This is a genomic window from Oceanicella sp. SM1341, assembly GCF_003448965.1.
Classification (GTDB): Bacteria; Pseudomonadota; Alphaproteobacteria; order Rhodobacterales; family Rhodobacteraceae; genus Paroceanicella.
Genome location: NZ_QRGC01000007.1, coordinates 30,320 through 44,848, shown reverse-complemented (window position 1 = coordinate 44,848; position 14,529 = coordinate 30,320). Strand labels below are relative to the sequence as shown.

The 14,529-nt window shown below is 69.4% G+C and carries 9 protein-coding genes; all 9 read right to left on the bottom strand.

The window, feature by feature from the left end; translation table 11 throughout:
• Positions 1-344 precede the first annotated feature (344 nt).
• Positions 345-3,089, bottom strand: a complete 2,745-nt coding sequence (locus D3P35_RS08725; protein ID WP_157982075.1) for a methyl-accepting chemotaxis protein — start codon at positions 3,087-3,089, stop codon at positions 345-347.
• Between the two features lie 49 nt (positions 3,090-3,138).
• Positions 3,139-4,299, bottom strand: coding sequence for an ABC transporter substrate-binding protein (locus tag D3P35_RS08720; protein ID WP_118134332.1), 1,161 nt, complete (start codon positions 4,297-4,299; stop codon positions 3,139-3,141).
• A gap of 93 nt (positions 4,300-4,392) precedes the next feature.
• Entirely contained in the window at positions 4,393-5,088 is a 696-nt protein-coding gene (gene urtE, locus D3P35_RS08715; RefSeq protein ID WP_118134331.1) for an urea ABC transporter ATP-binding subunit UrtE, read from the bottom strand.
• Positions 5,089-5,091: 3 nt separating this feature from the next.
• A complete protein-coding gene (gene urtD, locus D3P35_RS08710) occupies positions 5,092-5,829 on the bottom strand; it encodes an urea ABC transporter ATP-binding protein UrtD (protein WP_118134330.1) in 738 nt (245 codons plus the stop codon).
• Positions 5,826-6,929: an urea ABC transporter permease subunit UrtC gene (gene urtC, locus D3P35_RS08705; RefSeq protein WP_118134329.1), complete on the bottom strand. Its 1,104-nt coding sequence runs from the start codon at positions 6,927-6,929 to the stop codon at positions 5,826-5,828. Before urtC ends, urtD begins: the two co-directional genes overlap by 4 nt.
• A 1-nt stretch (position 6,930) precedes the next feature.
• Positions 6,931-8,538, bottom strand: coding sequence for an urea ABC transporter permease subunit UrtB (urtB, locus tag D3P35_RS08700; protein ID WP_118134328.1), 1,608 nt, complete (start codon positions 8,536-8,538; stop codon positions 6,931-6,933).
• 268 nt (positions 8,539-8,806) lie between these two features.
• Entirely contained in the window at positions 8,807-10,087 is a 1,281-nt protein-coding gene (gene urtA, locus D3P35_RS08695; RefSeq protein WP_118134327.1) for an urea ABC transporter substrate-binding protein, read from the bottom strand.
• Between the two features lie 382 nt (positions 10,088-10,469).
• The gene (mdoH, locus tag D3P35_RS08690) at positions 10,470-12,581 is read right to left on the bottom strand and encodes a glucans biosynthesis glucosyltransferase MdoH (protein ID WP_118134326.1); all 2,112 of its coding nucleotides are present in this window, start codon (positions 12,579-12,581) and stop codon (positions 10,470-10,472) included.
• On the bottom strand, positions 12,569-14,116 hold the full coding sequence (locus D3P35_RS08685) for a glucan biosynthesis protein (protein ID WP_157982074.1): 1,548 nt from the start codon (positions 14,114-14,116) through the stop codon (positions 12,569-12,571). Before D3P35_RS08685 ends, mdoH begins: the two co-directional genes overlap by 13 nt.
• Positions 14,117-14,529: the final 413 nt, after the last annotated feature.

The following is a 14,529-nucleotide window of genomic DNA, read 5'->3' as shown; positions in this document are numbered from 1 at the left end:
ATTCGTCTCTCATGTGCTGGATGACCGGAGATCTCGGCGTCCCCGCCGGGGCAGACCTACCAGAATGCCCGGCTGCGCAAAAGTGCCCGTGGGCCCCGTCGGCACAGACAGCGCGCTGCCTCCCCGCCGTCTTTCCCCCCCGCGGTTCCCGTCGCGCCGGCACCCACCACGCCGCCCCGGACCGGCGGCAACCCGGCGCGCCCGGGCGGCAAGCCCTCTCGCCCCGGCGGCTTGCGGCGGAACACGCCTGCGCATCGCGGCCCGTTTGGCAACATGCTGGCCTCGCGCCCGCCGCTCCCCTGCCGCACCACGAGGATCGGTGGCGGGAGATGCGGGCGGGACACTCAGGCCACCTTGAGGCTGGCCGCCGAGGAGCGATCCGTCTTGGTGCGGAAGGCCGAGACGAGCGAGGCGAGCTCACCGATCTCCTGCGACAGGCTCAGCGCAGTGGACGCGGACTGGTCCGCCAGACCCGAATTCTGCTGGGTCATCTGGTCCATGTGGGAGATCGACTGGTTGACCTCCTCGATGCCGATCGACTGTTCGCGCCCTGCCGAAGCGACATCGGCGATGGCGGCGAGCAGCGGACGGATCGACTCGGAGATATCGGTGAGCGCCGCGCTCGTGGCCCGCACGCTCGAGACACCGGCCGTCACCTGCTGACCGCTCTCCTTGATCAGCTTGCTGATCTCGCTCGCCGCCTCAGCGGACCGCTGCGCCAGGGTCCGGACCTCGGAGGCCACCACCGCGAAGCCCTTGCCGGCATCGCCGGCCCGGGCGGCCTCGACCGCGGCGTTCAGGGCGAGGAGGTTGGTCTGGAAGGAGATCGATTCGATCACCGATATGATGTCGGTGATCTGGGCCGAGCTCTTCTCGACCTGCGCCATGGTCTCGACCGCGACATCGGCAGCGCGCGCACCGGCTTCGGTCTTGCTCGAAACACTGCCCGACAGCTGCTCGGCCCGCGACAGGCTCTCCGAATTGGACCGCACCGTGGAGGCCATCTCCTCCATCGCGGCGGCGGTCTCCTGCAGGGCCGCGGCCTGGGTCTCGGTCCGGCTGGAGAGCTGGCCCGCCCCTTCGGCGATCTCGTGCGCCCGGCTGGCCGTGTCGGTCGCACTGTCGCGGATGCGCCCGACCAGTTCGGCAAGGCGGTCCGCCGTGGTCTCCGCGTCGTCGCGCAGCTCGGCGAAGGCGCCTTCGAGATCGGCGCGCATCCGGAAGGTGAGATCGGCGTTCGCGAAGGCGCTGAGCACCTGGCGGATCTCGCCGATACCGGATTCGGTGCTGTCCATCAGCGCATTCACCCCGTTCGCCAGCGACTGGATCTGGGGGTCTTCGAAGGTTGCGGTCACCCGGGTGGTGAAATCGCCGCGCGAGGCGGCACTCACCACCGAGCCGATGCCCTGCGCAAGGTCGCGGAACATCGCGGCGCGCTGCTCGCGCGCCGCGCGCTCGTTCTCCTCGTTGCGGCGGTGCAACTCCTCGACCTTGAGCGAGTTCTCGCGGAACACCGTCAGGGAGCGGCCCATGCTGGCGATTTCCTCGGCCTTGCGTTCGAAGTCCGGCACGGGGCTCATGTCGCCGCGCGAGAGACGCGAGGTCGCGGCGGTGAGATCGTTGAGCGGGCGCACGACGGTGCGCAACATCATCACCAGCGCCGCAAGCGCCGCGATGACGCCGATCGCACCGAGGATGCCCGCGCCCAGGCGCGCCTTGGCGATCTCCGAGTAGACGGCCTCGCCCGAGGCCTCGATGAGATCCATGCTGTTCAGATTGAGAGCGCTGACCTTGTCGGACATCGCGCGGATACCGTCGATCGCGGTGTGCTGCAGGGCGGTGGAGCGCTCTTCGGCGTCGAAGGCGGCGCGCATGCGGGCCGGGATGCCCGAGGCGCTGTCGCCGGCCGCGAGAAGCCCGTCGAGAATGGGCACGAACTCCGCGCCCGCGGCGATGCTGAGGCTGTTGAGCTCCATCGCCGCGAGATTGAGCGCCGCCTCGGCCGCGTCGAGATCGGCGCGGGTGACAGCGGCCGCGGCACGCAGCCCGGAGGCCACGTAGATCTCGAGCGATGCCTTGAGCGTGAGCATGCGGCGGATCTGCTCCACCTGGCCGCGGATCAGCCCGTGGATCGTGTCGGCATTCTCGGTCGAGGCGGCCTCGGCCCCCATGGTGAGCTCGAAGATGCGGTCGTCGAGCACGGTGGCGAGCACCAGCTCGACCTCGCGCCGGGCATCGAGAAAGGCGCTGCGCTGCGCCTGCGTGTAGCGGCCGGAGCCGCGCAGTTCCTCATAGGCGGCGAGGAGGCTGCGCAACGCCGTCACGCCCTCCTCTGGAAAGCCGGCCTCCTCGAGCGGCCCGAGCCGGCCGCTCAGCCGCTCGGCGGCACCGAGTCCGAGATCCTGCAGGATCGACTGCAGCGTGGCATCGGGCGAGAAGGTCTCGCTCAGCGCCATGCCCGCGAGCAGGTTCATCTCCGCCTGGGTATTGAGCAGCAGGCGCACCGTGGTGAAGTCCTGCTGGACGAGCTGGTCGAGCGTGCCGCCGATGCGCGATATCGCCGCCTCCCCGCCCCGGATCATGTCGAAATTGGCCGTGTTCACGCGCGGGGAAATGAACAGGTCCGCCGCGGCGGACTGGGTCGCGAGATCGGCCATGATGCCGGTCACCGCCCGGCGCGCCGCGATCTCGCCCGCGACGGCCGCGCCCAGTTGCTCGACCTCGCCTTCCACCCGGGCGAGCAGCGCGGCCAGGTCCCCGGCCTCGCCGAGCCTGGGGTCGGCGATATGCCCGGCGAGCTCGGCCGACCGGGCTTCGAACCCGGCCTGCACCGCCGCGAGGCTCTCGTCGTCGTGAAGGTTCTGGAAGGCGGCCACGGCCTCGATGAGCTTGCCGGTGCTGATGGTGACCTGCGAGGCCGCGCGCATCTGGGGAAGGCGTTCGTCCGAGAGATGCGCAAACACGCGTTCGATCGCTCCGAAGGCGAGCAGGCTCAGCCCGATCACCGCGACGATCACCAGAGCGAGGCTAACCAGTGCCACGGTGACGCGGCTGCGGATCGTCCTGAAACCCATCTTCATGTTCCTCATTCTCGGGCTCCCCGCCCGTTCGGGGGCCGCTTGTCGGGCATGCTCGCGCTCACGAGCCGGATCCCACGGAAATCGCCTCGAAGCCGCCTTCGCCGGTGATGCGGGTGAGGAAGACCTCCTCGAGCCCCTGGTTGTCGCCCGGGCCGAAGCGCATGCCCAGCCCGCCGAGGTCGATGTCCCCCAGCGCGCGGAACGCCGCGAGGAACCCGGCCCGGGTGGGCTCCGGCCCGGCGCGTTCGAGCGCGAGCAGTGCCAGCCGGCCGACGAGATATCCCTCGAGCGTCACGAAGCCCGGGGTGGATTGTGCGTCATGCGCGGCGAGCGCGGCATGGTAGCTCGCCACCACCGGCAGGCTCTCGTCCCAGGGGAAGGGCACGACCTGGCTGATGATCACGCCCTCGCCATCCGGCCCGAGGGCGGCGGCGAGCGCGTCGGACCCCACGAAGGAGATGGTGACGAACATCGGCGAGAATTTCAGCGAGCGCGACACCTGGATGAACTTCGCGATGGGGGCATAGGCGCCCACCATCACCACCGCCTGCGGGCGGAGCTGGCGCAGCTCGAGCAGCGCGGCCTTCACCGCGGTGGTGTTGCGCACGTAGGCGCCCTGTCCCGCCAGCGTCATGTCGCGCCGCGCAAGGGCCGCGCGCACGCCGGCCAGGCCCACGCGACCGAAACCGTCGTCCTGGTAGAGGATGGCGATCTTCTTCATGCCCAGCCGGTCGACGAGATGGGCGATCCAGGCCTCGGTCTCGGCGCCGTAGCTGGCGCGCAGGTTTATCACGTTGTCGAGCGCCGCGCCGCGCAGGAAGCCCGCCCCGGTGAAGGGCCCGATGTAGGGCATGCCGGCGGCGGTGGCCACGGGCTGGCTGGCGGCGGCGGTGGGCGTGCCCACGCTGCCCAGCAGGCCGAAGGTACGCCCTTCGGCGATCACCTGCCGCACGGTCTCGGCGGAGCGGCCGGGCTCGTAGCCGTCATCGTGCGATTCGAGCTCGATGCGGCGGCCGTGCACCCCGCCCTCGCGGTTCGCCTCCCCGAAGGCGGCGAGCATCCCCTCCCGCATGCCGGTGCCGAGCGCCGCGGCCGGCCCGCTGAGGGCGGCGACCTGGCCGAAGATCACCCGGTCGGGCAGCACACCGGGCTCGGCCATCACGGCCCGGGCGGCCAGGAACAGTGCCGCGAGCACCGCGAGCAGTCTGTGCAGGATCATCTTCCGCGCTCCGTTTGCAGTGGAAATCCAGCGCAAACTGACCGACAGAAGTTCAGAAACAATTACGCGGCCGCCCCCCGCCGCGCCCGGGCCTCAGACCGTGAGCCAGCGGCGCACCTCGGTCTCCTCCATCTCCGCGCGGGTGCCCGAGAGCACCACCTCGCCGCGGTCCATCACCACGTAGGTGTCGGCGAGGTCGCGGGCGAATTCGAAGAACTGTTCCACCAGCACGATGGCCATGTCGCCGCGCGCGCGCAGGAAGTCTATGGCGCGGCCTATGTCCTTGATGATGGAGGGCTGAATCCCCTCCGTGGGCTCGTCGAGCACCAGCAGCTCCGGGCGGGTGACGAGGGCGCGGCCGATGGCGAGCTGCTGCTGCTGCCCGCCCGAGAGATCGCCGCCGCGCCGGCCCATCATCTGGCCGAGCACGGGGAAGAGCTCGAACACCTCGTCGGGCACGTGGCGGTCGCGCCGCGGCAGGCGGGCATAGCCGGTCTCGAGGTTTTCCTTAACCGTGAGCAGCGGAAATATCTCCCGCCCCTGGGGCACCGAGGCGATGCCGGCGCGGGCGCGATTCTCCGGCGCCATGCGGGAAATCTCCTGGCCGTTCCACTCGATGGACCCCGCGGAGATGCCCTGCCGCCCGACGATGGCGCGCATCAGCGAGGTCTTGCCCACGCCGTTGCGCCCCATCACCGTGGTGACCCGGCCCTTCTCGGCGGCGAGGGAGACCGATTTCAGGGCCTGGGCGGCGCCGTAATGCAGGTTTATGCGGTTCACGTTGAGCATGGTTCAGCGCCCCAGATAGACTTCGACGACCTGCGGATTGGCCGAGACATGGTCGAGCGAGCCCTCCGCCAGCACCGCGCCCTGGTGCAGCACGGTCACCTTGCAGTCGAGCGCGCGGACGAACTCCATGTCATGCTCGACCACCACCACGGTGTGGCTGCCGGCGAGGCTGCGCAGGAGCTCGGCGGTGCGCATGGTCTCGTCGTCGGTCATGCCGGCGGCGGGCTCGTCGACCAGCAGCAGCTCGGGCTCCTGCGCCAGCAGCATGCCGATCTCGAGCCACTGCTTCTGGCCGTGGCTGAGGTCGGCGGCGGAGCGGCGGCGGTCGGCGGAGAGGCGGACGAGCTCGAGCAGCTCGCTCACCCGCGCGGCCTGTTCGGCGGACTGGCGGTTCAGCAGCGTGCCGAACACCGAGCGGTCGTCCTTCAGCGAGATGGCGATGTTCTCCTCCACCGTGAGGCTCTCGATCACCGTGGGTTTCTGGAACTTGCGCCCGATGCCGAGCCGGGCGGAGCCGGCCTCGTCGACCTTGGTGAGATCGACAGTGCCGTTCCAGAACACCTCGCCGGTGTCGGGGCGGGTCTTGCCGGTGATGATGTCCATCATCGTGGTCTTGCCCGCACCGTTGGGCCCGATCACCGCGCGCAGCTCGCCCTTGTCGATGGCAAGGCTCAGCCCGTTGATGGCCTTGAACCCGTCGAAGCTGCGGTGGACGTCGTTGAGATAGAGCTGGACACTCATGCCTCGGCCTCCTTCGGCGGCGTGCGCCGCCGTGCCCTGCCCATGCCGCCCTCGATGGCGCCGAGCACGCCCTGCGGCAGGAAGATGGTGACGATGATGAAGAGCGCGCCCAGCACGTAGAGCCAGGCCTCGGGCAGCCAGCCGGTGAGCAGGGTCTTGGCCGCCGCCACGATGATGGCGCCGATGGCCGCGCCCACCAGCGTGCCGCGCCCGCCCAGCGCCACCCAGATCACGATCTCGATGGAGTTGGCGGGGGAGAACTCGCCGGGGTTGATGATGCCCACCTGCGGCGCGTAGAGCGCGCCCGCAACGCCCGCCATCATCGCCGAGACCACGAAGACGAAGAGCTTGTAGCCCTCCACCCGGTAGCCGATGAAGCGGGTGCGGCTCTCCGCGTCGCGCACCGCGACGAGCACCTTGCCGAGCTTCGAGGTGGTGATCCACTTGCCCAGCAGCAGCCCCCCCGCCAGCGCCACGGCCGAGAGCACGAAGAGCCCGGCGCGGGTGCTGTCGGCCGAGAGGTCGAAGCCCAGCACGTCCTTGAAATCGGTGAGGCCGTTGTTGCCGCCGAAGCCCATCTCGTTGCGGAAGAAGGCGAGCATCAGCGCATAGGTCATCGCCTGGGTGATGATGGAGAGGTAGACGCCGGTGACACGGCTGCGGAAGGCGAACCAGCCGAAGACGAAGGCCAGCGCCCCGGGCACCGCCAGCACCATCAGGCAGGCGAACCAGAACTGGTCGAACCCGAGCCAGAACCACGGCAGCTCCTGCCAGTTGAGAAACACCATGAAATCCGGCAGCACCGGGTTTCCGTAGACGCCGCGCGGCCCGATCTCGCGCATCAGGTGCATGCCCATCGCGTAGCCGCCCAGCGCGAAGAAGGCGCCGTGGCCCAGCGAGAGGATGCCGCAGAAGCCCCAGCACAGGTCCAGCGCCACCGCGAGCAGCGCGTAGCACAGGTACTTGCCAAGCAGCGCCACGATGTAGCTGGGCACGATGCGCCCCTCCACCGCCAGGTTGCCCGCCGGCACCAGCACCACGAAGACGAAGAGGACCGCGAGGAAGATCCCCATCCGGAAGTCGATCAGACGACGAAGCATGTCAGCCCTCCACCGAGCGGCCACGCAGCGCGAAGAGCCCGCGCGGACGTTTCTGGATGAACAGGATGATGGCGACCAGGACGATGATCTTGCCCAGAACGGCACCGGTGTAGGGCTCGAGGAACTTGTTCACCACGCCCAGCGAGAAGGCCCCCGCGAGCGCGCCCCAGAGGTTGCCCGCCCCCCCGAAGACCACCACCATGAAACTGTCGACGATGTAGCTCTGCCCGAGGTTGGGCGAGACGTTGTCGATCTGGCTCAGCGCCACGCCGGCGAGCCCGGCCACCCCGGCGCCGAGGCCGAAGGTCATCGCGTCGACCCGCGCGGTGCGGATGCCCATGTTGGCGGCCATGGCGCGGTTCTGGGTGACGGCGCGCATCTGCAGGCCCATGGGCGTGCGGTTGAGCAGCGCCATCAGCGCCGCGAAGACAACGAGCGCGAAGACGATGATCCACATCCGGTTCCAGGTGACGGTCATCGCCCCCACCTGGAAGGCGCCGGACATGAAGTCGGGGTTGCCCACCTCGCGGTTGTTGGGCCCGAAGATCGTGCGCACCGCCTGCTGCAGGATGAGCGACACGCCCCAGGTGGCGAGCAGCGTCTCCAGCGGCCGGCCGTAGAGGAAGCGCACGATGCCGCGCTCGATGGCCACGCCCACGGCGCCCGCCACCAGGAAGGCGAGCGGGGCCGCGATCAGCAGCGACCAGTCGAACAGCCCCGGCAGGTGGGTGCGGATCACCTCCTGCACCACGAAGGTGGTGTAGGCGCCCAGCATCACGAGCTCGCCATGCGCCATGTTGATCACCCCCATCACCCCGAAGGTGATGGCGAGCCCGATCGCCGCCAGCAGCAGCACCGAGCCGAGCGACAGCCCGTACCACACGTCCTGCCCGAAGCCCCAGAGGCGCTGGATGCGGGCGATCTCGTCGATGGCCGCCTGCGCCGCCTCGCCCAGCTCGGGGTCGGCGGCGTAGCGCGAGAGGATGGACTGCGCATCGCGGTCGCCCCGGTCCGCCAGCACCTCGATGGCGCCGAGCTTCTGCTCGGTGGGCCGGTCCGACTGCAGGATGGCGGCGGCAAGCGCCTGCTCCATCGCGAGGCGCACCCCGCCATCCTCCTCGGTGGACAGCGCCTGCTCCAGCGCCGGGATCTGCTCGGCATCCGGGGCGCGGAAACCGGCCTCGGCGGCCGCGAGCCGCCTGCCCGGGTCCGGGTTGGTGAGCGAGAGCACGCCGATCGCCGCGCGAATGTCGCGCCGCAAGCCGTTGTTTACCCTGATGCGCTCGGTGTCGCGCCGGCCCACCTCGCCGATCTCCTCGCCGGTGAGCGCATCGGTGGCGATGGTGTCGCGCCCCTGCTTGGAGAGGATCACGATGCGCCCGTCGGCGTTCATCTGCTCCAGGTCGCCGTCGAGCAGCGCGGTGAGCACGGTGACCGCCCGCTCGTCGCCCGTGGCGGCGATGGCGGCCACGGTCTCGCCGCGGTCGGCGTAGTTCCCCTCCGGCAGGGCGTTGACGAGGCGCTCGAACTCCTGCGCGCGGGCGGGCTGCGCCAGCGCCGCGGTACAGACGAGAAGCAGGGCGATCAGCGGGGCGAGGAGGTGGCGCATCTGCGGATCCGTTCTTTGCCTTGGCCCGGGCGGCGGGCTGCGGCCCCCGGGCGGAGTGCGGTCACGGGCGCGCGTCGGCAGCGACGCCCGTGAGGCGAGACAGCGGGACAGCGGCTGGCGCCCTGCCCCCGGTGCGCGCGGCCGGCGCCGGACCCGCGACGCGCTCCCGCACGGGAGGCACGCACCGGCCCGGCCGCTCCCCCCGGGGCTCAGCCCCGCGGGGTGCTCCGCGAAGCCGGCCCGGCGCACGGCCGGGCCCGCGGGGCGCTTACTGCGCTGCCGCGCCGCCGCACTGCCCGGTGCTGGTGTTGAAGTTCCCGCAGGACATCGGCGCGCGCCAGTCGGAGATCAGCACCGCGGATTCGGGCAGGAAGTCCGACCAGGCGTCGCCCGGCACCAGGCCCGGGGTTTCCCAGACCACGTCGAACTGGCCGTCGTCCTGGATCTCGCCCACCAGCACCGGCTTGGTGATGTGGTGGTTGGGCATCATCGCCGAGTAGCCGCCGGTGAGGTTGGGCACCGAGACGCCGACGAGGCTGTCGATCACCGCGTCGGGCTCCACCGTGCCGGCCGCCTCCACCGCCTTCACCCACATGTTGAAGCCGATGTAATGGGCCTCCATCGGGTCGTTGGTCACGCGGTCCTCGTTGCCGATGAAGCCGTGCCAGGCGTCGATGAAATCGGCGTTCACGTCGGTGTCGACCGACATGAAGTAGTTCCATGCCGCGAGATGGCCGACCAGCGGCGCGGTGTCGAGCCCGGCGAGTTCCTCCTCACCCACGGAGAAGGCGACCACGGGGATGTCCTCCGCCGAGATGCCCTGGTTGGCGAGTTCCTTGTAGAAGGGCACGTTCGCATCGCCGTTGATGGTCGAGACCACGGCGGTCTTCTTGCCGGCCGAGCCGAAGTTCTTGATGTCGGAGACGATCGTCTGCCAGTCGGAATGGCCGAAGGGCGTGTAGTTGATCATGATGTCCTCGGGCGCCACGCCCATGGACTGCAGGTAGGCCTCGAGGATCTTGTTGGTGGTGCGGGGGTACACGTAGTCGGTGCCCGCGAGCACCCAGCGCTCCACGCCCTCGTTTTCCATCAGGTAATCCACCGCCGGGATGGCCTGCTGGTTGGGGGCGGCACCGGTGTAGAACACGTTGCGCTGGCTCTCCTCGCCCTCGTACTGCACGGGGTAGAACAGGATGGAGTTGAGCTCCTCGAACACCGGCAGCACCGACTTGCGCGAGACCGAGGTCCAGCAGCCGAACACCACCGACACGCCGTTGCCCTCGATCAGCTCGCGCGCCTTCTCCGCGAAGAGCGGCCAGTCGGAGGCGGGGTCGACGACCACGGCCTCGAGCTGCTTGCCCAGCACGCCGCCGTTCTTGTTCTGCTCGTCGATGAGCATCAGCATGACGTCCTTCAGGGTCGTCTCGGAAATAGCCATCGTGCCCGAGAGCGAGTGCAGGATGCCCACCTTGATCGTGTCTTCCTGCGCCACCGCCCCGCTCGCTGCCAGAGCGAGGGCGGCCGCTGCCAGCCCCTTGAATACCTTCATGTAACCGTCTCCAGAATATGGTGCTGCCGGACATGCCGAACCGCCGCCTCCCGCGCGCTGCGCGGGCCGCGTGTTCTCCCTGGGTCCGGTATCGGCAGCATTCCTGTTCCCCGCGCGCCACGCGCCTGCCTCCGCGCGGAAGCCGGGCGGGCGTGCAACCCTGTTTCTTCGCAACCGACACTTTCCGTGCCGGCAACGACCCCTTCATCACACGCTCGCGAGGAAACAAATCAAGCTTATACGCTTTGGTTATGCGTCAATAAGTGAAACTGCCCAGAATCTCGGCGAGATTCCGGGCAGGTTGTTCAGTTTTTATGCGACAGTCCTGTGAACGCGCCGCTAATTAAGGCAAATGAATGGCAGGCACTTCCGACAACTTGAATCAGGCCGGCCTGAACCGGCCGAGACTGTCGAGCAGGTCGGGTGAGCCGAGCACGGCGGTCATCTCGGCCCGGTCGAGCCAGGAGAGCGCCTCCTCGATGGTCTCCGCCGCGTCGATCTTGGCGCGGGCGGTGAGCCGGGCGAGGTGCTCGTCGCCGCGCGGCTGCGGGCGCATCAGCAGCGTGGCGGCATGGCGGTCGCGCAGCCCCGGCAGCTTCACCAGGTCGGGCAGGCGCACGGCGCAGACCTTGGCGAAGGCGCGGCGGGCGGCCTCGGCGCGCTGCAGCACCTCCGGGGTGCGGCGCTCCTCGGGGATGGAGAGCAGGCCCAGCTTCGCCAGCCCCTGCCCGATCTCCGGCGAGCCGCTCCAGCGCGACAGCGGGGCCGCCAGCAGCAGCCCCACCAGCACCGGCGAGAGCCACAGCAGCTGCTCGGGCGCGAGATAGGCCAGCCCGATCGCCGGCACGATGGCGATGGCCATGTGCTTCCAGTGCCGGGCCAGCGCCTCGGTCCAGGGCATGGCGGCGCCCTCGCGGCTCTGGGCCGACCAGCCGGAATCCTTGCCCATCAGGATCTCCGCCACCTGGCTCACCTGCAGCAGCATCAGCACCGGGGCGTAGAGCGCGGAGAGCAGCACCTCGGTGACCGCGCCCACCGTGAGGCGGATCGCCCCGCCCATCGCCCGGCGCTTGCGCGTGCTCAGCAGGCTCGAGAGCAGGCCCAGCGCCTTGGGCAGAAGCAGCATGCCCAGCGAGAGCGCGAAGAGGTACCACATGCGCTCGGCGTCAAACACCGGCCATTCCGGGAACATCTGGAAGGTCTGCGGGAAGTACTGCGGCTGCAGGATCAGCGCCTGGCCGGTGAGCGCGAGGCCCACCAGGATCATCGCCAGCCAGATGGTGGACATCAGGTAGGAGCCGATGCCGATGCCGAAATGCGCCCGGTTCGGCCAGCGCAGCCCGGCGGCGCCGATCACCTTGATGTGCTGCAGGTTGCCCTGCGCCCAGCGCCGGTCACGCACCGAGAGGTCGAGCAGCGAGGGCGGCGAGCCCTCCCAGCTGCCTTCGAGGTCCGGGTCCATGCGCACGTCCCAGCCGCCGCGGCGGATGAGGGCGGCCTCGACGAAATCATGGCTCATCACGTGGCCGCCGAAGGGCAGCCGGCCGGGCAGCAGCGGCAGGCCGCAGTTCTCGGCGAAGGCGCGCACGCGGATGAGCGCGTTATGGCCCCAGTAGTTGCCGTCATTGCCCTGCCAGGCGGCGGTGCCCCGCGCGATGGCCGCGCCGTAGACGCAGCCGGCGAATTGCTGGAGCCGGGCGAAGAGCGTGCGTCCGCCGCAGAGCATCGGCACGGTCTGCAGGATGCCGAGGTTGGGCTCGGCCTGCATGCGCCGCGCCATCTCGATCATCGTGTCCGGGTCCATCACGCTGTCGGCGTCGAACACCAGCATCGCGTCGTAGCGCGCGCCCCAGCGCTCCACGAATTCCTGAAGGTTTCCGGCCTTCTTCGCGACGTTCTTCTCACGCCGGCGATACCAGACGCTGATCTTGCCGGCGAGCTTGTCGCGCAGCTCGGAATAGGCCGCGGTCTCCTGCAGCCAGGTTTCCGGGTCGCGCGTGTCGGAGAGGATGAAGATCTCGAAATCGTCGCCATGGCCGCGCTCGGCGATCATCTCGCCCATCGCGAGCAGCGCGCCGCAGGTGGTGGCGGGGTCTTCCGAGTAGACCGGCATGAGCAGCGCGGTCCTGAGCGTGAGCTCGCCCTCCGCCCGCTTCGGCCGGCGCTGGAAGAAGCGCATCAGCGAGGAGAGCGCCGCCGCCGCCGAGAGCGCGATCCAGCCGAAGGTGACGGTGAACAGCACCAGCAGGCAGCCCTGCAGGAAGGAGTTCACCTGCCCCCCGAACACCAGCATCATCTGCTGGAAGCCGAAGACGGTGAGCGCCACCGCCCCGCCGAAGGTGATGATCCGTGCCGTCCACGTGAGCAGGCTCGACTGCCGGAAGCGAACTTTCGGCGCCTCGTGCAGCGACTGCGTGGGCATCACGAGTGGCTGTTCTGGTGGCGTCGCCGTCATCGTGGTGCCGAGGGCACCGTGATGTGTCAGGTCGTCCATCGGTACATCCATGTTTCCGACGCGGGGCCGTCGGGGGTTTCAAGGAACAGGCTGAACTCTGCACTCGTCGCGTCGCCGGGCACGTATTCGAAGGACACCCGCACGTCGCCGTCTCTGGGAAGCTGCTGCACGGACACGTTCCGCGCGGAGCCGGTGGAAATCTCCAGCTTCGGGGTCACGTCGCGCGCCGCCGCCGGGCTGCCGCGGAAGTCGATCACGTAGAGCCGGTTGCCATCGCCCCCGACGGCGCCGGAGCGCGTGGCCATCACCCGCGCCAGCGCCATCTCGTCACGCGTGGCGCCCGACCAGAACAGGCGGTACGCGTACTCGTAACGCTCGCCGGCCCGCAGAGGATCCTTCGGGCGCCAGAAGGCGACGATATTGTCATTGAACTCGTTCTGCAGCGGGATCTCGACCAGCACCACCGCGCCCTCGCCCCAGTCTCCCAGCGGCTCGACCCAGGCGGAGGGGCGACGCTCGTAATGCGCCTTCACATCCTGGTAGTCGTCGAAGGCGCGCTGGCGCTGGGTGAGGCCGAAGCCGGTGGGGTTGAGGTCCTGGAAAGCCGAGGTCTGCAGGGTGGTGGGGTTGGTGAGCGGGCGCCAGAGCCGGCGCTCGTGGCCGGTCACCATCTGCAGGCCGGAGCTGTCGTGCACCGCGTTGCGGAAATCGTCGATGCGCGAGCGGCGGTCGGTGCCGAACAGGTACATCGAGGTCAGCGGCGCGATGCCCACCTGCTCGATGTCGTTGCGCGGGAAGAGCACGGAACGGATGTCCATCGTCGTCTCGCCGCCGGGACGGATGATGAAGTCATACGCGCCGGTCACGGACGCGCTCTCCAGCAGGGCGTGGATGCGCAGGTCCTGCGCGCCGGGCTGCGGGCGGTGCACCCAGAAGGCGCTGAACCAGGGGAACTCCTCGCCCTTCTGGTCGCCGGTGCCGATGGCGAGCCCCCGGGCGGAGAGGCCGTAGCGCGTGTCGCGCGCGATGGCGCGGAAATAGCTCGCGCCCTGGAAGATGGCGAAATCGTCGAACCCGTCCGGCCGGTTGAGCGGCGCCCAGAGGCGCAGGCCGGTCCAGGACAGGCCGGAGGAGCCGTTGGCGTCCGGCCGGCCGCGGTTGGAGCCGTCGAAGACCGCGGGGTCGAAGTCGAGCAGGTCGGGGTTGAAGGGCAGCGCGGTGGCGCCCTCGGGGCTGACGATGTTGATCGTCACCGGCCGGTCATAGACCATGCCGGGGGCGCGCAGGTCCATCTGGAAGGGCAGGCCGTCGTTGCGCCAGATCCTCGCGTCCTGGCGGAAGCGGATCGACTGGTAGTCGTTTATGTTCAGATTCTGGAAGGGGCCGTTGAAGGTCATGCGGCGGTCGTCGTAGGATTCGCCGGAGAGCTGCTGCGCGCGCTCCACCACCCGGGCGAAGACATCGTCCGGCGAAAGGCCCGCGAGCTCGTCAGCGTCACGGGCGAAGGCTCGGTGTGTTCCCTGGACGGCGGCGGCGCCGGCGAGCGCCGAGAGAATGAAGTTCCGCCGGTTCATGCGTCCACCCCGCGGCCAGCGCCACACCCACGGCGGCCGTTTGTTCCAATCATCAATAGCTCCTCCAAAATGCACCCTGCTGGCCGGCCGGCGGCGTGGTCGGGAGGGGTGCATGACCGGGAAAACGTGGCAAGGCCGGAAAAGTTCCCGGCCTGTGGAAGCGCCCCACGAAAAATCCTTGGCACATGATCCGGTTACCGGGTGCCTCTCCACCCTCCCCGACAGTCGCGCCCAATGCGCGAGTCGATCAAACGGCACATTAGACAAGCCTGCAAAGACTGCCAGAGCCCTCTTGCAGATACGCTTGCATGGCAGCCATCGCGCTGGCGGGGGATATGGCGCCCACACCGGCCCTGCACAGCTCTCTTCACGAAGTTCTCAACACAGTTCCCGCCCGCGACAGCTTGCGGGCG